At 51.0% G+C, this 22,889-nt stretch carries 18 protein-coding genes; 10 read left to right on the forward strand and 8 right to left on the reverse strand.

Translation table 11 applies throughout. The annotated features are described in order from the left end of the window. Nucleotides 1–319: 319 nt before the first annotated feature. Nucleotides 320–574 (forward strand): FaeA/PapI family transcriptional regulator, encoded by a 255-nt coding sequence (locus tag GC090_RS05055; protein WP_006120482.1) that lies wholly within the window; start codon nucleotides 320–322, stop codon nucleotides 572–574. Nucleotides 575–747: 173 nt separating this feature from the next. Here the strand turns inward: GC090_RS05055 and GC090_RS05060 are convergent, their stop codons facing one another. Genes GC090_RS05060 through GC090_RS05070 form a run of 3 tightly spaced genes read right to left on the reverse strand, consistent with a single transcriptional unit; the run spans nucleotide 748 to nucleotide 3,541 of the window. Then, nucleotides 748–1,509: a siderophore ABC transporter ATP-binding protein EitC gene (locus GC090_RS05060; protein WP_006120484.1), complete on the reverse strand. Its 762-nt coding sequence runs from the start codon at nucleotides 1,507–1,509 to the stop codon at nucleotides 748–750. Then, entirely contained in the window at nucleotides 1,509–2,543 is a 1,035-nt protein-coding gene (locus tag GC090_RS05065) for a FecCD family ABC transporter permease (RefSeq protein ID WP_033739425.1), read from the reverse strand. The genes GC090_RS05060 and GC090_RS05065 overlap by 1 nt, the downstream gene beginning before the upstream one ends. Continuing rightward, nucleotides 2,543–3,541: a siderophore ABC transporter substrate-binding protein EitA gene (locus GC090_RS05070; RefSeq protein ID WP_006120487.1), complete on the reverse strand. Its 999-nt coding sequence runs from the start codon at nucleotides 3,539–3,541 to the stop codon at nucleotides 2,543–2,545. Before GC090_RS05070 ends, GC090_RS05065 begins: the two co-directional genes overlap by 1 nt. Before the next feature lie 473 nt (nucleotides 3,542–4,014). Between GC090_RS05070 and GC090_RS05075 the strand changes: the two genes are divergently transcribed. Beyond that, nucleotides 4,015–4,965, forward strand: a complete 951-nt coding sequence (locus tag GC090_RS05075; RefSeq protein ID WP_110268884.1) for an ATP-grasp fold amidoligase family protein — start codon at nucleotides 4,015–4,017, stop codon at nucleotides 4,963–4,965. On the opposite strand, the gene GC090_RS05080 is transcribed toward GC090_RS05075, so the two are convergent. From GC090_RS05080 to GC090_RS05090, 3 genes are all read right to left on the reverse strand, one after another. Continuing rightward, nucleotides 4,921–6,006: an ATP-binding protein gene (locus tag GC090_RS05080; RefSeq protein ID WP_324020998.1), complete on the reverse strand. Its 1,086-nt coding sequence runs from the start codon at nucleotides 6,004–6,006 to the stop codon at nucleotides 4,921–4,923. The genes GC090_RS05075 and GC090_RS05080 overlap by 45 nt on opposite strands. Beyond that, on the reverse strand, nucleotides 6,003–6,701 hold the full coding sequence (locus tag GC090_RS05085; protein WP_033739419.1) for a response regulator: 699 nt from the start codon (nucleotides 6,699–6,701) through the stop codon (nucleotides 6,003–6,005). The genes GC090_RS05080 and GC090_RS05085 overlap by 4 nt, the downstream gene beginning before the upstream one ends. A 186-nt stretch (nucleotides 6,702–6,887) precedes the next feature. Continuing rightward, nucleotides 6,888–7,418 (reverse strand): GNAT family N-acetyltransferase, encoded by a 531-nt coding sequence (locus tag GC090_RS05090; RefSeq protein WP_324021000.1) that lies wholly within the window; start codon nucleotides 7,416–7,418, stop codon nucleotides 6,888–6,890. A gap of 649 nt (nucleotides 7,419–8,067) precedes the next feature. Here GC090_RS05090 and GC090_RS05095 point away from each other — a divergent pair. Beyond that, nucleotides 8,068–11,169, forward strand: coding sequence for a multidrug efflux RND transporter permease subunit (locus GC090_RS05095; RefSeq protein WP_324021002.1), 3,102 nt, complete (start codon nucleotides 8,068–8,070; stop codon nucleotides 11,167–11,169). Nucleotides 11,170–11,446: 277 nt separating this feature from the next. Here GC090_RS05095 and ompC read toward each other — a convergent pair whose 3' ends face one another. Beyond that, nucleotides 11,447–12,550: a porin OmpC gene (gene ompC, locus GC090_RS05100; RefSeq protein WP_033739413.1), complete on the reverse strand. Its 1,104-nt coding sequence runs from the start codon at nucleotides 12,548–12,550 to the stop codon at nucleotides 11,447–11,449. A gap of 996 nt (nucleotides 12,551–13,546) precedes the next feature. On the opposite strand from ompC, the gene GC090_RS05105 reads away from it, so the two are divergent. The 5 genes from GC090_RS05105 to GC090_RS05125 all read left to right on the forward strand — a co-directional run bounded on the left by GC090_RS05105 (nucleotide 13,547) and on the right by GC090_RS05125 (nucleotide 19,878). Next, nucleotides 13,547–14,506 (forward strand): hydroxyacid dehydrogenase, encoded by a 960-nt coding sequence (locus GC090_RS05105; protein ID WP_058702307.1) that lies wholly within the window; start codon nucleotides 13,547–13,549, stop codon nucleotides 14,504–14,506. Nucleotides 14,507–14,510: 4 nt separating this feature from the next. Then, nucleotides 14,511–15,209, forward strand: a complete 699-nt coding sequence (locus GC090_RS05110) for an RraA family protein (protein ID WP_033739409.1) — start codon at nucleotides 14,511–14,513, stop codon at nucleotides 15,207–15,209. Between the two features lie 74 nt (nucleotides 15,210–15,283). Beyond that, complete coding sequence (locus GC090_RS05115) at nucleotides 15,284–16,678, forward strand: DASS family sodium-coupled anion symporter (protein WP_033739407.1); 1,395 nt, start codon at nucleotides 15,284–15,286, stop codon at nucleotides 16,676–16,678. 13 nt (nucleotides 16,679–16,691) lie between these two features. Next, nucleotides 16,692–17,855 (forward strand): metallo-dependent hydrolase, encoded by a 1,164-nt coding sequence (locus GC090_RS05120; protein ID WP_205956906.1) that lies wholly within the window; start codon nucleotides 16,692–16,694, stop codon nucleotides 17,853–17,855. A 139-nt stretch (nucleotides 17,856–17,994) separates the two neighbouring features. Continuing rightward, nucleotides 17,995–19,878, forward strand: a complete 1,884-nt coding sequence (locus GC090_RS05125) for a sigma 54-interacting transcriptional regulator (protein ID WP_324021004.1) — start codon at nucleotides 17,995–17,997, stop codon at nucleotides 19,876–19,878. Here the strand turns inward: GC090_RS05125 and GC090_RS05130 are convergent. Continuing rightward, the gene (locus GC090_RS05130; protein WP_033739403.1) at nucleotides 19,868–20,773 is read right to left on the reverse strand and encodes a LysR family transcriptional regulator; all 906 of its coding nucleotides are present in this window, start codon (nucleotides 20,771–20,773) and stop codon (nucleotides 19,868–19,870) included. The two genes, GC090_RS05125 and GC090_RS05130, sit on opposite strands and share 11 nt — an antisense overlap. Nucleotides 20,774–20,871: 98 nt before the next feature. On the opposite strand from GC090_RS05130, the gene GC090_RS05135 reads away from it, so the two are divergent. Both GC090_RS05135 and GC090_RS05140 read left to right on the forward strand, forming a co-directional pair. After that, on the forward strand, nucleotides 20,872–21,465 hold the full coding sequence (locus GC090_RS05135; protein WP_282498114.1) for an NAD(P)H oxidoreductase: 594 nt from the start codon (nucleotides 20,872–20,874) through the stop codon (nucleotides 21,463–21,465). Between the two features lie 334 nt (nucleotides 21,466–21,799). Then, nucleotides 21,800–22,813 carry a zinc-dependent alcohol dehydrogenase family protein gene (locus GC090_RS05140; protein WP_054633276.1) on the forward strand — a complete coding sequence of 338 codons (1,014 nt, stop codon included), beginning with the start codon at nucleotides 21,800–21,802 and terminating at the stop codon, nucleotides 22,811–22,813. Nucleotides 22,814–22,889: the final 76 nt, after the last annotated feature.

Below are 22,889 nucleotides of genomic sequence, written 5' to 3' on the forward strand. Positions count from 1 at the left end.
TGTCCGCAGGCGCGGGTAGCGCCGTTTCGCACGTCCTTGCCCTGTGGAATGTACGCGGGTTTACGCCTCCTTCTGGTGGCTACCCTGCACAGCGAGCGTCTCTTGTGTGGAATTTAATTTTATATAAATTTATAAAAACAGTTTTTCCTTTCTAAGATTAACCACTCTAAGGTGTTTGTAGCTATTTGAGCCCCGTAATTGTTAAATCCTCATATCGGCAGCATGCCCGGGTTCGTTACAGCCTGGCGCTGTAACGAAATAACAGACATAGCCGGAAAATTTAATTTTTGAGGTGTTAACACTTTACGGGGAAACGGCCATGAAAGAGCTTGCTTATAAAATTCAATGTGACGCGAAATGGAATCAGCTTCAGGACACTGAGAAAAAACCACAGATGAAAGACGTCATTATGTGTCTTATTAAAAAACAGTCGGAAGGCATATTAACCCGGGACGTCGCCGATGAGTGCGATATGTCTATTTACGCTGCAAGAAACTGGCTGTTAAAACTGGAAAACAGTGGACTGCTAAAAAGAGAGGCCGGAACCAAATCCTGTAAATGGTTTATTCTTTAGTGTTTCCCATGCGTGCTCCCGATGACCTGACGCTCACCGGCAACCGTGCGTGACTGCACAGGCGGGATGTGCCGCAGGGAAAGAAGCCCGTCATAACGCGGCAACGGACGCGCCCCCGCGCGCGTCAGACTGATGGCCGGTAACCGGCCGTCCTGACGGCGCGCCGCGGGGATTCACACATAGAAATGAATATGTTTTTTACCATGTACCGGGGACGTCTCGATCTGTGTTTTGACCCTGAACACGTCCCACAGCAGTGACTCCGTGAGAATCTCATCCGGCGTGCCCTGCGCCACCACGCCCCCGTGCAGCATAATGATAAGACGATCGCAAAACAGCGCGGCATGGTTCAGATCGTGAATTGCCACAATGCTGGTGACCGGTAGCTCGCTGATCAGCTTCATCAGCTGAATCTGGTGGTGAATATCCAGATGGTTGGTGGGCTCATCAAGCAGTATTTCATTCGGTGACTGAGCAAGGGCCCGGGCGATATGCACGCGTTGCCGTTCTCCGCCAGACAGGCTCTGCCAGCCCTGATCGCAACGTGAGGCCATATCCACACGTTTCAGTGCGGCATCGACGATGTCATCGTCCTGATGGGTCCAGCTGGAAAACGGAGAGTGATGCGGAATGCGGCCCAGTTTGACGATATCGCGCACGCGCATATTGGCACTGGTTAACGCATGTTGTTCAACGAAGGCGACACGACGGGCAAGCTGTTTGCGGGCAATGGACGACAGGTCCTTGCCATCCAGCAGCACTTTGCCCTTTTGTTGCTTACGCAGGCCAGCCAGAAGACGAAGCAGGGAGGATTTGCCTGAGCCATTTGGCCCCAGTAATCCCACCGTTTCGCCCGGCGATACCGCCAGGGAAACGTCATTAACGATGATTTTTTTCCCCACCTGCCAGGTAAGGTGTTCGGCGCTAATGCTCATTATTGATTCCTGGAGCGATAAATAATAACGGCAAAGAATGGCACACCCACCAGCGCGGTAACCACGCCCACCGGCAGGCTTTGGGGGGCAATCAGCATACGAGAGGCAATGTCCGCCAGCACCATCAAAATCGCACCCGCGATAGCACAGGCCACCAGCAGGCGGCTGTGCAGAGGACCGAAAAAGAAGCGCATCACATGCGGCACCACCAGCCCGACAAAGCCAATCGAGCCGGCCATGCTGACAATCGTGGCGGTCATCAGGGCGGTTGCCGTGAACAGCACCAGACGAACCACGCCAACCGGAATACCTAACGAAGCCGCGGCATCGTCGCCAAAGGTGAAGGCATCCAGCGCGCGCGCATAATAAAGACAGACCGCTAAACCGACCAGCACGACCACGACCACCAACTGAAACTCCGGCCAGCGTACGCCGCTAAAGCTGCCCAGCAGCCAGAACATGACGTCGCGCGCCTGCTGCGCATTCGCCGAGGTACTGATGGTGTAAGCGGTTATCGCATTAAAGAGTTGCGATGCCGCAACGCCCGCCAGAATCGTGCGCTCCGTCCCGCCACGTGCGCCATTGGTCAGCAGGGCAACAAACGCAAAGGCCGCAAAGGCACCGGTAAAGGCGCCCAGCGAAAGGGAGATGGCCCCCGCGCCGACGCCCGAGACCACAATCAACACCGCCCCGGTTGATGCGCCAGCCGAAACCCCTAACACGTAGGGTTCGGCCAGTGCATTCTTCAGCAGGCTCTGTAACACCGCCCCGCAGATCGCCAGACCTGCCCCACTGAATGCGGCAACCAGCGCCCGGCTTAAACGGAAATCCCAGATCACGCTTTCATGGATACGGTTAACGGGCACCGCCGTCATTCCCAGTTTATTGGTGACGGTATAAAAGACGGATTTTAGCGGTATTGATAACTCGCCTACGCTGACGCCCAGTGCAATCACCACAACCAGCACGACAAGGGCGAGGATCGCAATGGCGATAAACCCCACTCGTCGTGCCTGAACAACCCCTTCACTCATTAATTCAGGCCCATCTTACGTAACTGCTCTGCAACCTGTTCTGCACCATAAATCGTACGAATCGTCGGGTTCATCGCCTGACCGTCCATCACGACAATATGGCCTTTTTTCACGGCATCGAGCTGGCTCACGGCCGGATCGCTTTTCAGGAACTTAATCTTTTCTTCGGCGCTATCCAGCTTCCAGCGATTACGATCAAGGCTGGTGACCACGATGACATCCGGATTGGCGGCAATGATACTTTCCCAACTGACAGTGGGCCACTCGGTTTCGGTGGTAATGGCATTATGGCCGCCCAGCAGATCGGCGATAAAGCCGGAGGCACCATTTTTACCGCCCACGTAGGCATCCGCGGTGGGGGAGGAGCTGGAGAACCAAAACACGAAAGACAGGTCTTTCTTGCCTTTAGGAAAGGCTTTTCTCAGGGCGCTTTCACGCTTCTTAAAGTCGTTGATCACCTGCTGTCCGCGATCTTCAACGTTAAAGATTTTGGCAAAATCGGCGATTTCTTCGTAAACATAGGCCATATTCCACAGCGTCGAACGGCTGCCATAAATATCGCCGGTATTCTGCTTTGTGGCACACATGCCTGGTGACAGGTAGGTGTTTATGCCAACGGACTCAAAGTCTTCACGTTTGGCAACTTTACTGCTCGGCCCCATCAGTAGCTGAATCTGGGCAGCCACAAAATCGGGGTTTTTCGCCAGGATGGATTCCAGCGTAGGAATTTCCACCGTCAGTACCGGCACTTTCGCATTCTTTTCAGCAAGCTCAGGTAACACTTTGGTCGGCCAGAATGCGCTCGCCACCATTTTATCCTGCAGCCCCAGCAGCAGCATGATTTCCGCCGTATTTTGCCCAAGTGCTACGACGCGCGCTGGCGCTTTAGTAAAGGTTTCCTTCTGACCACAGTTTTCGATGGTCAGCGGATAGGTGGTGGCCCAGGCGGAACTCGTCGTGAGGAAAATAAAACTTAACAGGCTAAGCATTTTTTTCATTGGTGTTTTCCATCATTAAATGAGACGGCATGCCGTAACGATTCTGGCGCGGCGAATTTTATCAGACAAAAAATGTAAATAGAAATCATTATTATATGAGTTGATATTTAACAAAAACGCATAAAATTTACTTCAGTTATTAGCCGGGAAAGAAATATCAGCGCAGCAATAAAGATAAATCACGCCGAGTCAAAACAGCGTGATAAGCCCTTGCTGAGGCGGCACTGACGCCGCTCTTGCATAAGAACGGGTTAATCGTTTTCCACGTGATAAAAAGATCACGAACCATTGAGCGGCATCGATATCAGAGAATAAACCCAAAAACCGCTTTGCACTTTGACCGAACGCACGATTAAAACGGGCCTGGGTGAGAGAGCAGAGTGAAACAGATAGCCTCCATTTGCGCTCCACAGTTCAGACAAACTCAGGCAACCTGGGGTGCTTATCATCCTGCCACCGTTGTGGAGGATGTCATGAATACCCTTACGTTTATTGCTAAATACTGTGAATACGGCCTCAAGGTTGCAAGGTGTTTTATTATTAATGATGCACGTTTTCATACGCAGCGATTGCGTATTTTACTGGGCAGAGAGCCTGACCTGATTCATCCGGTCACCCTGAATGAAAAAATGTGTCATCGGTTGATTTATGACAGGAATCCGCATTATACGCAGTTGGTGGATAAATTAGCGGTGCGCGATTACGTGGCCAGCCGGACCGATGATGTGATGATTGTGCCACTCATTAACACGTATAAAAGCACCAAAGAGATTACGTTAAAACGTTTACCCGCGACTTTCGTTTTGAAATGCAATCACGACAGCGGCAGCACGATAATCTGTAAAGACAAAACGACGTTCAATATCAAAGCCGCTTTACTGAAGCTGGATTTAGCGATGAAAAAGAATATGTATTACACCACTCGGGAATGGCAATATAAAAACATCTCGCCGATGATTCTCTGTGAAGAATATATTGAATTGTTTGCAGGCCGTGAAAGAAGTACAACGCCTGAGATGTTGCGTATCCATTGTTTCAACGGTAATGCCAGCATTATTGAAGCGGATTTTACGGATGAGCAGGGCAGGGAATATGTCAATGTCTACAACAGAAAGTGGGAACTGCAGCCTTTCCAGATTGCCTATCCTCATCATCCCGCGCCGATAGCCGAGCCCGCGTTGTTTTATCGCGCACTCTGTGCGGCGCAGGCGCTGGCAAAAGATATCGACTACTGTCGGGTCGATTTAATGCTGAAAGATGACAGCCTGTATTTTAGTGAAATCACCTTAACGCCTCAGCGCGGCAAGCTCAAAATAATGCCTCTGGAATGGGACGCTAAACTCGGCGCGATGTGGCAACAGAAGCCGTATCAACCCACCTTATCCTGCCGATCTGCCCTGGCGCGCAACGGGCCAGCGCAATAAAAACAGCGACCCGCCCTGAGAAGACGTTTTATAGCCGATATCGCCACCGTGAGCCTGCATAATTGCTTTGGCGACCGACAGGCCCAGCCCGCAGCCTGTCGGATTGGCCGCACGGCCTGCGATACCACGTTGAAACGGCTCGAACATATGACGCTGGAACTCTTCGGCTACGCCCGGCCCCGCATCTTCCACCTCAATAAAGTAGGCGCTGTCCCGGACACCGCTTCGCACAGCGATCGGGCCTGGCGTGGCGTAATTGCGTGCATTATCAAATAAAATCGTCAGGCACTGAATAATTCTGAGGGGATCACAGTGCGTTATCGCCTGCGTTTTCTCCATGACCAGAGTGAATCCACGTTCACGGAACGGATGGCAAAACGCAGTACTGACGTTCTCCAGGATATCGCTAAACGGGACAGACTGGATATCCAGCGTAAACGAACCCCCTTCCGCCGCGCCGACAACGCGAAGGTCGTCGATCAGACGAGATAATCCCTCAGTCTGCCGCAAAAGGCTGATAAATAAGGGGGGTTCAGGCTCAAAAACGCCGTCGACCAGCCCCTGCAACCTGCCGCGCAGAATAGTCACCGGTGTGCGAAGTTCGTGGGCAATGGCCGCGTTCCAGGACTTCCTTTCGTTGTCCAGGGTCTGCAGTTTTTCCGCCATGTCGTTAAAGTCCCGGACTAACAGATTGACCTCGCCCAGGCGGCTCTGGCTGCTGGCGGCGCGCGCGCTTAAATCACCCTGAGAAATACGTCGCAGGCTGGCGGCGACGGAACTTAAGGGGTGAAGGATTTTCGCGGTGAGTTTAAACGCAAACAGCAAGGCAATCAGGATGCAGAGAGAGGAACTGATGGCGATCCAGACCCAGTCGAAGACCGTCATATTTTCGCTGTTGCTGGCGGATAAGCCACCAGGGATATGATCAATGACAAAGCTGTAGAACAGATAAGAGCCCACCACCGCAACAAAAATAATGGCTAAGGCCAGAGTCAGCATAAACAAAAGAATTTGCCGACTGAGCGCTTTGTCTTTATTCACTTCTGTTCACCCAGCCGATAGCCCATGCCGCGAATACTTTCCGGTACGCCTGATATGCCACAGTTTTCGAATTTTTTGCGTAATTTACTCATGTGGCTGTCGACCGTTCTGTCCAGCGTATCGCTTTCAGGTAAGCAGGCGTTCAGCAACTCTTCCCGACTAAAAACTCTACGTGGGTATTTTGCCATGTGCGTCAGCAGCTTAAATTCTGTCGTGGTCAGGACAGGCGTCAGTGTCTGACCGTTGCTGTGGATCTCCACATAAAACTCATCGGGATAAAGCGTCATGAAACGGGTTTTAATCAGGTTATGCGGTGCCGCCTGAGGGTTGGCGCGGCGCAACACCGCCTCGATACGGGCCACGACCTCAGAAGGATTAAACGGTTTAACGATATAATCGTCCGCACCCAGCCGAAGCCCCATGAGTTTATCGATATCCTGATCCAGGGCTGTGACCATGATGACCGGCGTATTGCTCTCTTTACGCAATGTTGAAAGGACATTCCAGCCATCAACGCGGGGCAACTGGATATCAAGCAGCACTAAATCAGGCTGCAGGCGGGTGATCAATGTGAGGGCTTGCTCACCGTCGGCCGCATGGACGGTTCTCATCCCGGCTCGCTTGATGTAACTCATCAGGATATCGGAGATTTCAACATCATCCTCCGCCACCAGGATTAATTTGTCGTTATTCATGACGCCCTCAACATCAAAGTCAGAAACGGTTGCCGGTCAATGTCACATCCACACCAGAATGCGTCGCCTCACAATCGGCACAGTTGTCAGTCGCGGCAGACCAGCAAAGCACACTGCGACATAACAGACATCAGGCCCTGAACGCATACAGCATGATGAGACCGCAGGAGGCTCGCAACAGTTCACTCACCACTCTTTTTGCAGCAGGGCAAAAACCAACGTGTCCTCATACACAGGCACACCGTCTTCCTGCGCAAAACAGACGTACTCTTTGAAGCAGCCTTCCAGGCGCATCCCCAGACGGCGGCATAGCGCTTGTGAGCCTGTATTATCGCTTGCGACATACGCATAGAGGCGGCGGACGTCCCTGACGTTAAAGAGATAAGTAAACAGACAGGTCGTGGCTTCCAGTGCAAAACCCTGTCCCTGATAGTGTGGATTGACATACCAGCCAACGCTTAACGTATTGTCATCAGGCTCGGCCTCACCAGAAGCAAACAGATGGCCGATCACGGCACCCGTTTCTTTTAAACAGATGGCATATTGCGTGTCATCATCGCGCCTTTTTGTCGCTTCCTCTCTGGCGGCGGCCATGTCTTCCAGTTTTTCATCGTAAAAGCATGCGGGCTGGGGATCAGACAAATAAGCAAACAACGCTTCGGCGTCGTCCGGCATAAAACGCCGCAGGATTAATCGTTCTGATTCTGCTATTTGCATAACGCACCTTTACGTGAGGAAATAGAAGCGATAATAGGGACAGATAAAGCATTTTTAAAAGGCTGCCCTGTGTGAAAACTGGCGCTATATTACTGTTGATGGTTTGATGTTGTCCATCGTATATAAGCCATTCCCCCCGTTTTTATTTAATGATTTTCTTCTCCATATTCCCTCCATAAAAATGACATCATGGCTCATTGTTCGCGCGTTAAGCTGTAACTATGCGCATTATTATGAGACCGTTCGTGATGAGGCCAGGTATTTTAATCAGGTTAAGTTATTGCTGTTTATTTTGGTCATTACTCGCGACAGGAATAAGTCCCGCATCAGGCCTGTCTCAAAAAATTTACCGTGTTCCCCACGCAAAGCCGACGGTTATTGCGCTTTATTATCCAAAAAAAACGCTCACCGTTCACGCGTGGAACCGGCATTTTTGGCAGGCCGTCGCGACAAACGCCACAGCCTGGCGCGGCGGTCGGGTTACCCGGCTGTTATATAAGTCCGTTGTCCATCGGCTGACTGAAAACTGACGGTGGAGCGCGTCGGGTGAAATGCATTCCACAGATGCGCACAAAAGGGCGTCATGCGCTGAATAACACCTGATCAGATGCAGCAGGAACATACCTTACTTATTTTCTCAGGGTAGAACATGCCTCAGTTTTTTATTAACCGCCCCGTTTTTGCCTGGGTAATTGCCATCTTTATTATCGTGTCTGGCCTGCTCGCGATTCCAAAATTACCGGTGGCCCTGTATCCGTCTGTCGCGCCGCCTACCATTACCATTAATGCCTCTTATCCGGGCTCAACGCCGGAAACGATGAACAACAGCGTAATTGCCCTGATTGAGCGTGAGCTTTCTTCGGCGAAGCACGTGCTGTATTACGAATCATCCAGCGATACCAGCGGCATGGCTTCCATTACCGTGACCTTCGCGCCGGGAACCGATCCCGAGCTGGCGCAGGTTGACGTGCAAAACCGTATAAAAGTGGTGGAGCCTCGCCTGCCGCAGGTTGTGAGACAGAATGGCCTGAGCGTTGAAGCCTCAGGCGCAAATTTTTTGATGATTGTCGGGCTGACATCGAAAGACGGTAAGCTGACTGACGCCGATCTGAGCGATTACTTTTCCCGTAACCTCTCCGAAGAACTGCGCCGGGTGGAAGGCGTGGGCCGCGTTCAGCTGTTTGGTGCCGAGAAAGCGATGCGGATTTGGATCGATCCCGTCAGGCTGAGTCAGTATCGTCTGTCCGTCAGCGATATTAACCGGGCGGTCAGCATCGAAAACGCACAGATTGCGCCAGGCCGGACCGGTGATTCACCCGCTATCCCCGGTCAGCAGGTCAGCTATCCGCTGCTGGTCACCGGGCAGCTCGGCTCACCTGAGGCGTTTGGTCATATTACCTTACGTGCCAATCCCGATGGTTCGCGCGTCATTCTGTCGGATGTGGCTCGCGTCGAACTGGGTTCCCAATCCTATGGTTTTGCTACGCGTGAAAACGGTCACGTGTCGACGGCGGCGGCCATTCAGCTGACGCCGGGAGCAAACGCCGTTAAAACCGCAGACAGGATCAGACAGCGCCTGAATGAACTGAGTAACGCCATGCCCGAAGGCATGACCTACAGCATTCCGTTTGATACCACGCCGTTTGTAAAAATCTCCATCGAGAAAGTGGTTCATACCTTTATTGAAGCCATGGTGCTGGTCTTTCTCGTCATGTACCTGTTTTTGCAAAACATTCGTTATACCTTTATCCCGGCTATTGTGGCTCCGATTGCCCTGCTGGGCACATTTACCGTTATGCTGCTGTCTGGCTTCTCGGTCAACGTACTTACGATGTTCGGTATGGTACTGGCCATAGGGATCATTGTTGATGATGCCATCGTCGTGGTGGAAAACGTCGAACGTATCATGGCGGAAGAGGGACTGGGCCCGAAAGAAGCGACCCGGAAAGCGATGAAAGAGATTACCGGCGCGGTCATCGGCATTACGTTAGTGCTGAGTGCCGTGTTTATCCCGATGGCGATGGCAAGCGGGTCGGTCGGCGCGATTTATCGCCAGTTTACGCTGACAATGGCTGTCTCTGTCTTGATCTCGGCATTTCTGGCGCTGAGCCTGACCCCCGCCCTTTGTGCGACATTGCTCAGGCCTGTCAACCAACACGCGCAGCAGAAAACAGGATTTTTTGGCGGATTTAACCGCCAGTTTGCCGCCATTACGGCGCTGTATGGTCGCGGCGTCAGTCGCTTACTGAAACGCGTCGGCAGCGCGCTGGGGGTTTACGCGGCGCTGTGTCTGCTGCTTTTCCTGGCGATGAAAAATCTGCCTTCGTCCTTTTTGCCTGAAGAGGATCAGGGCTACTTTATGACGTCCATTCAGCTACCCTCGGAAGCCACGGCAGCGCGCACGTTAAACGTGGTTAAGGCTTTTGAACAGGCGGTGCTTTCACGCCCCGCGACGCAATCGACCATCGCCATTCTCGGTTTCAGCTTTGCCGGATCCGGGCCCAACTCGGCGATGGCGTTTACGACTTTAAAAGGCTGGGACGAACGAAACGGCGCGACCGCCTTTTCTGAAGCGGCGCATGCGCAGGAACAGATGGCGATGAATCCTGAAGCGGAAACCTTCAGTTTGATCCCGCCCGCCATTGATGAACTGGGAAACTCCTCGGGCTTTACCCTGCGTCTGCAGGATCGCGGTGGTAAAGGCCTTGCTGAACTGAAGAAGGCTGAAGCGCAGTTGCTCGCGCTGGCGGCAAAAAGCCCGGTGGTCCGCAACGTTTATGTCGATGGCCTGCCTGACGGACAGATGATCCGACTGAATATTGATCGCCAGAAAGCCTTCGCGTTGGGCGTCTCTTTTGAGGAGATCAGCCAGACGCTCTCGGGAGCGATCGGTTCGCTGTACGTCAATGACTTCCCGAACCGCGATCGTATGCAGCAGGTCATCATTCAGGCGGATGCGAGATATCGCATGCAACCGGACGACGTCCTGGCGTTATATGTGCGCAACGCGACAGGCGGCATGGTGCAGATCGGTGAGTTTGTGCAGGCTCAGTGGGAAACTGCCCCCTTGCAACGGGTGCGTTATCAGGGCTACCCGTCAATAAAAATCACCGGTAACCCTGCACCAGGCTATTCAAGTGGCGATGCGCTTAACGAGATGGAACGTCTGGTAAAGCAGTTGCCTGAAGGGTTTGCCCTTGAGTGGAGCGGTGGATCGTTACAGGAGCAGCAATCTGCATCAGAAGCGCCCGCGCTCATGGTGCTGTCGATGCTGGTGGTCTTTCTGGTGCTCGCGGCGCTGTATGAAAGCTGGTCAGTTCCGATATCGGTCATGCTGGTCGTCCCGCTGGGACTGCTGGGAGCGGTACTGATGGTCAGCATGCTGGATATGCAAAACGACGTCTTTTTTAAAGTCGGGATGATCACTCTCATCGGGCTGTCGGCAAAAAATGCCATTTTGATCGTCGAGTTTGCGAAACAGATTCACGAAGGTGGTAAGGGGCTGATCGACGCCACCTTAGCGGCTTCACGTATGCGTTTGCGGCCTGTTCTGATGACATCGCTGGCGTTTACCTTGGGTGTTGTACCGCTGATGCTGGCCACAGGGGCCAGCGCGACAACGCAAAAGGCGATTGGAACGGGCGTGTTTGGTGGCATGATCAGCGGCACATTACTGGCTATCTTCTTTGTTCCGCTGTTCTATTTCTCGGTCATGAAGGTCGTGGAGAAACTGACGCGTAAGTGGTCTTAACAGTGTGCAGGGCCGCGTGGGCAAAAGGCCGCCTCTTAGCGTGAAAAGCACAGTGGAGAAGACCAACGCCTTCTGCATTGTCGCCGGGAGGCGGGCGGAGCGTAAATAACGGACGTGCCTGTTTCGTTCGTGGATCTGGATTGTGAACGGGCCGCCCCACCAAAGATGCTGTCCGGTCAGTGCCGTGAGCGCCAGTTGTGAAACCGCAGAGCGATAAAAGCCGCACCATAAAAAAAGCCAGCGCAGAAAGCGCTGGCTTGATACAAGTACACCGGAATCAGAACTGGTAAGTCAGACCCACGGCCAGGATATTGTCGGTTGAAATACCGGCTGCCTGAGTAAAGTCGGTTTCATCAAGCAGGTTGATCTTGTAATCGATGATGGCTGACATGTTTTTATTGAAGTAATAAGCCGCGCCCACGTCGATGTATTTCACTAAATCCCGATCGCCATAGCTTTCAAGATCTTTTCCTTTTGACTGCAGATACGCGATGCTGGGGCGCAGACCGAAGTCAAACTGGTATTGTGCAACGAGTTCAACGTTCTGGGCTTTATTGGCGTAGCCTGGATTGCCATTACCAATGCGGGTAGCATTGTATGTCTGTGTATATTGGGCTGCCAGGTAAATAGCATTGGCATCGTATTTCAGGGCGCCTGAATACGTTTCAGCATTATCGCCTTCGCCCAATGCCAGGCCGTTCTGGTCCAGCGTACGCTTAGAATGGGAATAGGCGACACCGAAATTCACACCTTCTGGCAGAGCATACGTTACAGCCGCGCCATAGCCATCGCCATTCTGTTTCACTGCATTTCGGTTGTTATTGGTGAGACTGCCGCCTTCTGCGTTGGAGCCCCCATTTCTGCCCTGGTACTGCAAGGCAAAATTAAGGCCGGAGACCAGGCCAAAGAAATCGGTGTTACGATAGGTTGCCAGGCCATTGGCACGCTGCTGCATAAAGTTATCCGAGCCGTAGCTGTCACCGCCGAACTCTGGCAGGACGTCGGTCCAGGAGGTGACATCGTAAACGACGCCGTAGTTGCGACCATAGTTGACCGAACCATACTCACCGAATTTGAGACCGGCGAAGCCTAAACGTGTCCAGGACTGGTTTTCAGACCTTTCATCACGGTTCGCCTGCATATTGTATTCCCACTGACCAAATCCAGTCAGTTGGTTAGTAATCTGTGTTTCACCTTTTACACCGAGACGGGCATAGGAGTTATCCCCACGTCCGTCGTTATCACTGGTGAAATAGTGCAGCCCCTGCATTTTACCGTAGAGATCAATTTTATTACCATCTTTGTTATAAACTTCCGCAGCATTTGTTACGCCTGCGGCGAATAAGGTGGTAACGGCCACTGCAACTAAGTTAAGTTTCATTAAAGAAATCCTTTTAATTATGTTTTATCTCGACCAGAGCAATTGAAAAGTATGGTGCGCTTAAATGGCGCGTTATTTTTAAAATAGATGCAGTGTAAATTCAATAATAAGTTTCCGTAAGATCTTGTTTGTTTTTGTTTATATGATCCCGATCCAGTAATCAGTGATTATTTGTTATCACTTTATTATGCTGTTTGATTTTATTGTGATATTTATTTTGAATGTTTTTGTATATATTTTTACCTTGGCGGTGTTTGTTGTTACTGCTTCTTATTTTTACTTTTTGTTTGAATTTTTATGGGTGTCGCTGTGATGGTTTATGTCATTTTTTGTATCGATCAGAAGTCGTAACTAGCATGTTAATTACAGAGGCATATCTTAAGTAATAGTTAAAGCTGTATCGAATTATATTATTAAAATTTGAGTGAAAGGCAGCGTGCATAGCGTCAAGAGAGAGGTATTTTGCAGATGACACTAACGCTGTAATAAAGATTCCTCAAAAATGCCCATCAAGCCTCCTGACGCTGTTGCAGCATCGGTTAAAACATCGGGCCTGATCGTTTTCTGTATTAGCCTGCCAGCACAAAAAATGGAGCAGGTTGCTAAGCGTATTCATTTTTTTAGGTGACGCCTTAGAAAGGCACGCGTGATTAAAGCGCGTTTTTATCATACCTGTACGGATTGCAGTAATAAGAAGTCTGCGTCGATGCATCAGGTGTTCATAGATGATGCGGTGTTGATGTTTAATTCGCTGTTAACGTATTCACATCTCGCATTTCAAAATGAACTCACTATCCGAAATGGGTTTTCTTTTTGAAATTATCATTTTTTTATTTCGTGACGCATTTCACTTTTACCCCTTCACCTTCTTTTACGGCCAAATAAATTAAATCCTTTCTTCTCAGGCGATTGCATTATTTCTTCTGTTTTTTTATCGGGTCTGGCACGGCGTCTGCAAACAATAACATTGTCGCGTATAACACTGGAGATAATGGCATGGCTTATAAAATTTTACTCCCACAGGAAATTATGGCGGAAGGGAGAGCGTATCTGGAGAGTCGGGGCTATGAATTAATTACGGGCTCTGGCATGGAAGAGGACGACATTATTCGTGATATTCCCGACTGTGATGGCATCATCGTTCGGCTTTCAAAAATGTCTGAACGTGTATTTAACGCCGCGAAAAAACTCAAAGTCGTCGCACGACACGGCGCGGGCTACGATACTGTCGATCTTGAGGCCGCGAAACGTCACGGTGTTGTGGTGCTGAATGCGCCGGTGGCGAACAGCATGTCCGTGGCCGAACTGGCTATTTTCTACATGCTGCACTGTTCCCGCAATTTCAGGTTGGTTGAAGAGAAAATGCTTGAGGATTACTACTGGGCAAAATTGCGCACGCCCAAAGTGGAACTGGATGGCAAAACGCTGGGATTAATTGGTGTAGGCAATATTGGCTCGCGCGTCGCTGTTAAAGCCTTACGGGGTTTTAATATGAAAGTGATTGCATACGATCCCTATAAGACGCAGGAACAAATGCCAGACGGCGTTGAACGTACAGATGATATTGACCGCATTTTCAGCGAAAGCGACGTTGTCTCTTTGCATTGCCCGACAACGGCAGAGACCCAGAATTTCGTCGGAGAAAAGCAATTTGCCATGATGAAACCGACGTCTTACTTCATTAATACTGCGCGCGGCAAACTCGTCGATGAAAAAGCGCTGTATCACGCCCTCAGTCACCACCTTATTGCCGGCGCAGGTCTGGACGTTTTAAAGAAAGAGCCCTTCGACGCCAGCGATCCGATTTTTTCACTCAGCAATGTCGTTATTGGCCCTCATATCGGCGCCGCAACGAAAGAAGCCACCGACAGAGCCTCACTTCATACCGCCATAGGGATTGATGAGGTGCTGTCGGGTAAAAAACCAACCTGGCCCGTTCCTGGCTTTGGAGAATAATAAAATGACTATTGGAAATCGTATTTATTTAAAACGTCCTGCAGGTAAGCCTGATTTACTCAAGGAATACGCGCAACTTCCCGCTGCGAATATCGCCGATACCATGAATCGTATTGCTGTGTTGGGCAACGGTATCAGGCGGATTTCTTCCCCTCAAAAACCGGTTATGGCGGGATATGCCATTACGGTGAAAGCGCGCGCGGGCGACAACCTGATGTTGCATGCCGCACTGGATATGGCGACGGAGAATGACGTTATTGTCGTATCTAATGAAGGTGACCGTTCGCGAGCCCTGATGGGCGAAATCATGGTGGCTTACGCGCATCACTGCAAGAAGATCGCTGGCATCGTGCTGGATGGTCCCATCCGCGATATTGATGCTTTGTCACAGTTGGATTTTCCCCTTTTTGCCACAGGGGCAAACCCGGCCGGTCCGTTTAAAGAAGGTCCTGGCGAAGTAAATACACCTGTTGCGGTGGGTGGCGTAGCCGTGTGCCCTGGCGATCTCATTATTGGTGATGCGGATGGCGTAATTGTTGTTCCTTTGCATGATGCAGAACCCTTACTCGAAAAAGCTAAAGCGTATGCAGCATTCGATGCGAGCAAAGTTGAAGCCGCAAAAAACGGCACGGCAAATCGTGAATGGGTCACCAAATCACTGGAAGAAAAGGGCGTTGAATTTATTAACGACGTATTTCGTTAGTCGACCAATATAATATCCATTCGCTCAAACCACGGGAGTCATGCTCTCGTGGTGATAAGCAAAGGTAAAAATATATGTTCTCTTTAAAAATCTTATTGATCGTGTTTTTCCCGGTTTTATTCTGGATCTTGCCTAACCCTGACGAGATTTCCGCCACGACCTGGCATATGGTCGGTATTTATCTGGCGATGTTATGCGGGCTGGTATTTCGGCCTTTTACGGATGCGATTATTATGCTCATTATCCTCGGCATCGCATCTGTTTTTATCGATCCTCATATTCTGTTTGCAGGTTATGGCACGGCCATGGTCTGGTTTATTATCAGCGCCTTTATTATTTGTAAGGCATTCGTTATTACCGGGCTGGGTAAGCGTATCGCCTACATTTTACTGAAACGCTACGGCAGAAATACTCTGACGCTGGGTTATCTGATGATGGTTACGGACACCGTGCTGGCTCCGGCCACCGGCTCGAATATGTCGCGCTCTGGCGGTATCGTCTATCCCATTTTCCGCAACATTGCTGAAGCGTTGGGCTCAAAACCTGACGAGGGTAGCCGCCGGATTGGTTCCTACCTGACGATTCTGATGTATGTCGTATCAATGGGAACATCCAGCTTGTTTTTAACCGGTATGGCCACCAACGCTATCACCGTGTCACTGGCTAACGAAATTATGAAGGTCGATCTGGACTGGATGACCTGGTTTAAGGCGGCCATTATTCCGGCCGGATTAGTTCTGCTGCTGTGTCCCTGGATACTTTATAAAGTTTATGCGCCTGAACTGAAAAAAATTGATAACGTCAATGAGATCGCTGAACAGGGACTGCGTGAACTCGGGCCGGTGAAGCGCGAAGAGAAACTGCTGATCGTGTTTTTTATTCTGGGCGTTTTGGGATGGATGACCGGCTCAGTAACGGGTATTCCTTTTATTCCGGTTGGCTTTGCATTCCTTGCCTGCTTGTTGTTATTTAAAGTGCTGAGCTGGGAACATGTGGTCAGTGAAAAAGCGGCCTGGCAAACGTTTGTCTGGTACGGCGCGTTCTATGGATGTGCTGTCGCGCTGTCAAAAGGCGGGTTCTACGTTTTCCTGGTGGGGGTGATTAAAAACTACCTGGATCTTTCTCATCTCAATGAATTTAGCGCAATTGGTGTGCTGATTTTTATCAGTCTTGCCGTACGTTATTTCTTTGTCTCAAACAGTGCGTTTGTCGTCTCTTTTTATCCCGTGTTGTTTACCCTCGGCATGACGACGCAGGCCAATCCAATGTACGTTGCATTGTCGTTGGCGTTTTCAGCAGGCTACGGTGCTCTCCTCACGCATTACGGTAACGGAGCGGGGGTTTTTACCTTCTCCAGTGGCTATGTGCCGCAAAAAACCTTCTGGCTGTTGGGCACAATGATGGTGCTGTTTAACGTCATTGTTTATTTCCTGCTCGGCATTCCTTACTGGAAATTCATCGGTATCTGATCGGAGGATAAACATGAAACTGGATCTTCGTATCAAAAATGGCCTGACGATAGACGGCCAGGGCCAGAATTATATTCAGCGGGATGTGGGCATTATGGGGGATGTTATCGTTGATCTTACCCAGGTTGACGGCATTGAAGCTGAAACTGAAATTGATGCCGCAGGCTGTATTGTCCTTCCTGGTTTAATTGACTTTCATACTCATGTTTTTCATGGCGGAACGGCTATAAGCGTGAATCCAGACATCATTTGTTTGCCCAATGGCGTAACCAGCGTGGTTGACGCTGGCAGTAGCGGTTGGGTCAATTATGGATTGTTCCGTAACAGTGTGATCAACACGGCTACGGTAAGGATAAAAAGTTACTTAAATGTGGTAAATGTAGGCCTGTCTACGCTGGGTGGTGGGCCGACGGGATATCTGGAAAACACGAATCCGGCCAATTTTAATCGGGAAAAAATAAAGCAGGTTGTCAGCAAAAATGCAGACAATATTCTGGGCCTGAAGCTGCGCTACAGTCAGGATATTGCGAAAGGCAAACCCTACAGCAGCGATCCTTTTCTGACGACCGTTGCGCTGGCACGTGAGCTGAATACCTCGTTATGCGTGCACGTCACGGATTCCCAACGCCAGGCGGACGAACTCATCCCGCATTTCAACCCGGGTGATATATACGCGCACTGCTTTCACGGAACGGGTCACACCATCCTTAATGAGCAGGGCGAAGTGTACCCGTCGATTCAGGCAGCCCAGCGGAAAGGCGTCATCTTTGACTGTTCAAATGGCGTGGCGCATTTTGATTTTAATATTGCCCGTCATGCGATGGCGCAGGGATTTTATCCCGATATTATCAGCACGGACTTAACGCAGCGTAACAGCCTGCGTACGAATAAGGTCTACAGTCTGCTTCATGTCATGTCAAAATACCTGAATATGGGTATGTCACTGTTTGATATCGTAAAAGCGGTCACCAGCACCCCTGCCAGGCTAATGAAAATGCAGGGCCAGATCGGAACGCTCACACCGGGGGCATTTGCCGACATCGCCGTGGTTAAAATACGTCAGGAAAAAACCATTTTCGAAGACACGAGGGGCAATCAGTTACAAGGCGATCGCTATATTGATAACTGCTTAACCATCAGTCGTGGGCAGATCTGCTATCGCCGTCTGCATGTTTAATCACGCCTTATCCGTTCGCTCAGTTTTGGAATATTAACGCCAGGTGGCTTTTACGTGCCTGCACATGACGTCTGTCAATATAGGGGCAGACGTTATCTTTATACTTGTTCAGCGCGTTATCGATATAATCGGACTGTTAATGAAGTTCAATGAAATTGTCATTTTCTCTGTTTCAAAAACCATTACTCAGCGTATCTCTAATGTGCTGTTTGAAAAACAGCTAGAATTACCCGTCTACGAAATAGGTTATTCAGATGTGCTGGATAAAGCGAATGAAATGATTCGCGCCGGCACCAGAATCATCATCAGTCGTGGCGGTACCGCTGCCTTACTGCGCAGCAGCCTGGCCATCCCGGTGGTCGAAATTGCACATGATTTTCAAGGCGTGAACCGTATTCTGCAGGAAGCAAAAATCAAGTCACAGAAGATTGCTGCGGTCGGCTTTCCCCAGTTTTGCCACGCGCTTAAGCATTATCAACATATGACTCATGATAATTTCAAGATCTGTCAGGTCTATAATCATTACGATATCGATAATGTCGTCAAAAGCCTTGCGGAAAATAATTATCAGGTCGTGATTGGCGGTCTGACCGTTGCTGAAATGGCCAAAAAATATGGTCTGAAGGTTGTAATGGGGGATACCGATAATATCTCTATTGAACAGGCCATCAACGAGGCCTTCAGCCTGTTAAAATATATTAACCAGGAAAATTTGAAGCTGGAGATAAGTCAGTCCGCGATAAATCAGTCACGGGAAGGCATTATGTGTCTCGACCCGATGGGGACTGTCGTCACAATAAACAGCAAAGGAAAAGCGCTTTTTCAGTGCCGCGTCGGGGAGAAAATATACAAAAAAGAAGGATTCAAAGACGTATACAATGCCATTATTGACGAGTCTGACTTCAGCGATATGACCCTTGAACTTGACGGGGAACGCATTTCTGTCGCGATAAAGCATTACTGTAAGCGGCAGGAGAGCTATTCAATCGTGACCGGCTGTCTGCAATCGCAAGCCCCGTGGCGAAACACGGTCAGTAAAAAGCGAAAACAGCGTGCTTTTTATACCCGTTACACCTTTGATGATATTGTTGGTGAGTCAGCCAGTATTAAGTCAGCGATCGAAAAAGCAAAGCGTTGTGCCAGCCATGATGCACCTGTCCATATTTTAGGTGATACCGGTACGGGTAAAGAATTGTTCGCTCAAAGCATTCACCAGCACAGCACCCGAAGCCACAGCCCGTTCATTGCGATTAACTGCGCGGCGATTCCTGAAAGTCTGCTTGAAAGTGAACTGTTTGGTTATGCTGACGGGGCATTTACCCAGGCCCGGAAAGGGGGCAAGCCCGGTATCTTTGAGATGGCGATGAAGGGCACCGTATTTATTGATGAAATCAGCGAGGCCCCACTCAACGTACAGGTCAAATTACTGCGTGTGCTACAGGAAAAACAGTTTGTTCGCGTGGGCGGTGATGGGCTGATTGCGGCGGATTTTCGACTCATAACAGCAAGTAATAAAGATTTGAAGGCGCAGATAACCATGGGCGCTTTTCGTCAGGATCTTTATTACCGTATCAATATCCTCACACTCCGGCTTCCCGCGCTGACTGAGCGTAAAGGTGACGTTGAACCTCTTATCCGGCATTTACTTCACCAGCAGGGAAAAGACAGGGTCTTTTCGCCGGATGCGCTGGCGTATTTAAACCGTTATCACTGGCCGGGGAATATACGAGAACTGCAATCGGTCGTGTGCAGACTGGCGGTATTTCATCAGGGCGGTACGGTCGATAAATCGACCGTGATCTCGTTGCTTGAGGATGAGCAGGTACTCAATAACGTGGTGTATGAATCATCCTCTTTTGCGTGCATAGACGCTGAAACCGATCTTCTGAAAAAACAGGAGCGCCGGCTAATTATTGACGTGATGGCACAATGCCAGGGTGATAAAACCCAGGCGGCGGCAATGCTGGGGATCAGTGCGACCACCCTGTGGCGTAAGCTAAAAGCGTATGAGATCAGCGGCTGAATGTCGACAACGGTGCCGCTTTGATATAGTCAATAAACGTCCGCAATGCCGAAGACATATACTGGCGATTAGGGTAATAAAACTGCAGGCTGGGCCGTTCCGGTAACCAGTCCTCCAGTACCGAGATCAGACTGCCGTTTGCCAGATGATCTTTCACCTGCTCGTAATAGAGATAGCCGAGCCCCGCACCCTGCAGTACGGCATCCAACTGTGAATCCATGTCGTCAAGGATGATGTTTCCGCCGGGAAGAAGCGCAAACTGGCCGTCCGGTCCGTTGAATTCCCACTGATAAATCCGGCCACTGCGATGACGAAACATGACGCACGGGTGCACGTCGATTTCGCGTGGATGCGTGGGACGAGGATGACGGGCAAAATAATCGGGACTGGCCGCGACCACCAGTTTGACTTTTGGCCCTACCGGCAGGGCAATCATGTCTTTTTCCAGCGTACTGCTCAGGCGAATGCCCGCATCAAAACCCTCTTTCACAATGTCGACCAGCCTGTCTTCTGTCGTGATTTCCACACGAATATCCGGATAGCGCTGGCTAAAGCCGGTGACCAGCGGAATCAGCACCAGACGTGAGGCAAGGCGCGAGGCATTGATTTTCAGCACGCCCATCGGCGTCTGGCGATAGCAGTTGGCTTCATCCAGCACCATGTTGATTTCATCGAAAGCGGGGCGTAAACGTTCAAACATACGGGCGCCGGCTTCGGTGAGTGACACGCTGCGCGTGGTACGGTTAAACAGGCGAATTTTCAGCCGCTGCTCCAGCTGCTTAATCGCGTGGCTGACTGCCGATGGCGACAGTCCGAGTTCATCTCCCGCGGCGCGAAAACTGTTGTGCCGGGCAACGGCAATAAAAGTCGCGAAGTCATAGACGTTCAGTTTCATTGATGAAAATCCCTCATTAACCCGTCTCAAATCATACGATTCCCACAGCAATGTCGCGAGCGTAAGGTGCTTTCGTCAGCACAAAAATGAGGTGAACGATGAAACAACATGTCTATATCGTCTGGTCGCATCCGCGCAGGAATTCGTTAACCGCGCAGATGGTCCACAGCCTGCGCCAGCGCGCAGAGGCGCGCGGCGCCCATGTTACTGAACTGGATTTGTATCGCAGCGATTTTGATCCGGTGTTACGTGTCGAGGATGAACCGGAGTGGGACAACCCGGATAAGCGCTATTCGCCAGAGGTCCACCGCCTGTTTGCTGAACTGGACAATCAGGACATTATCTTCTTTGTCTTCCCGGTGTGGTGGTACAGCTTTCCGGCCATGTTGAAAGGCTATCTTGAGCGCGTATGGAATTATGGCCTGGCCTATGGTGAGCAAAACCGGTTAACGGCAAAAACGGTGCGCTGGCTGGCGCTGGCGGGCGGCTCCCATCGGTCATTTATTAAATATGGCTGGGAGAAAAACATCACCGATCATCTTTTGGGCGTTTCGGCTTATCTGGCGATCCGCGATGTGGACGTCCATTTCCTCTACAACACGTTAGGGGTTGAGGAGGCCATTCAGGATGACGTCAGCCACTATGCACAACTCTTTGAGCAAATGTATGCGGTGGTAGACAGCACGGTTTAACGCGAGGCAGGGCGCCAACAGGCGCCCTTTAACATGCTCACCCGTACAATGAACGACGCGCGGGGTGCTCTGCTTCGCAGTGCCCGTTTTGCAAGGCGCGAGCGTGCCCTTTACGGCCGTTTAGCGGGAAACGGAGGCGCGCGTTGACAGCGCTGCGACGTTAACCACGGTGATGATGGTCACGCCTTTAGCCCGGTCACCGTACCATCGCGCAGGCCTGAGCGTATTCTCTTTGCCGCGGTCCGCTTCCTGATGACGACATTTTACAAAATCTCCCTGTGGACTATGTTAAGCAACATGTCTTAAGAAAACACATCAGGCAACGGAGAACGTAATGAAAGCAATGACCCTGAAAGCCCCTGGCGGACTGCAGAACATCCACCTGTCAGACCGAGCCGATCCGGGACAGCCGGGAAAAGGCGAAATCCGGGTTGCCATCAAGGCCAGCTCACTGAATTTCCATGACCTGGTCGTCGCGACCGGGCAATTTCCCACCGAAGATGGCCGCATACTGCTGTCCGACGGCGCGGGCGTGGTGGAAGCCGTGGGCGAGGGCGTGACCGATTTTCGCGCAGGTGATCACGTCGTGTCGACATTCTTCCCCGTCTGGCTGTCCGGCAAACCCACCGCGGACGTCGGCGGCTTTGCCCACACGCCGGGCGACGGCATTGATGGCATGGCCAGTGAATACGTTGTGCGGGCGCAGAGCGCCTTTACTCATGCGCCAAAAGGCTGGACGCACGCTGAGTCAGCCACCATTACGACAGCTGGCCTGACCGCCTGGCGAGCACTGGTGACCGAAGGCAATCTTCAGGCTAATGATACCGTGTTGGTGCAGGGCACCGGCGGTGTATCTATCGCTGCCTTACAAATCGCTAAGGCCATGGGCGCGAAAGTGATTGCCACCTCCTCTTCGGATGAGAAACTGGCGCGCGCCCGACAACTGGGCGCAGACGAAACCATTAACTATCGCACGACGCCAGAGTGGGGGAAGAAGGTGCTCGAACTGACCGGCGGCGTGGGCGTGGATCAGGTGGTGGAAGTGGGCGGACCTGCCACGCTGGGTGAGTCGCTGAAAGCGATCAAAGTGGGCGGCCACATTACCCAAATCGGCATCATTTCCGGCGATGAAGCCCGGCTGTCCATTTTGTCTGTCCTGGCGAAGCAGGTCACCATCAAAGGGGTGATCGTTGCCAGCCGACAGGATCAGATCGATTACGTGAACGCGCTGGAAGGGATGAATCAGAAGCCCGTCGTTGATCGCCTCTTCCGTTATCAGGACCTCGCCGAGGCCTTTGCCTGGCAGCAGAGCGGTTCGCATTTCGGCAAGATCTGTGTGGAATGGTGAGTCACGCGCAGTAAGGCTGGTGTGTCCGTAGAAACGGTGCCTGATGAGGGCTGAAACCAGAACCTTCATCAGGCAT

Origin of the sequence: Pantoea sp. JZ29, assembly GCF_035190385.1 — a bacterium.
In the GTDB taxonomy this organism is placed as follows: domain Bacteria; phylum Pseudomonadota; class Gammaproteobacteria; order Enterobacterales; family Enterobacteriaceae; genus Pantoea; species Pantoea stewartii.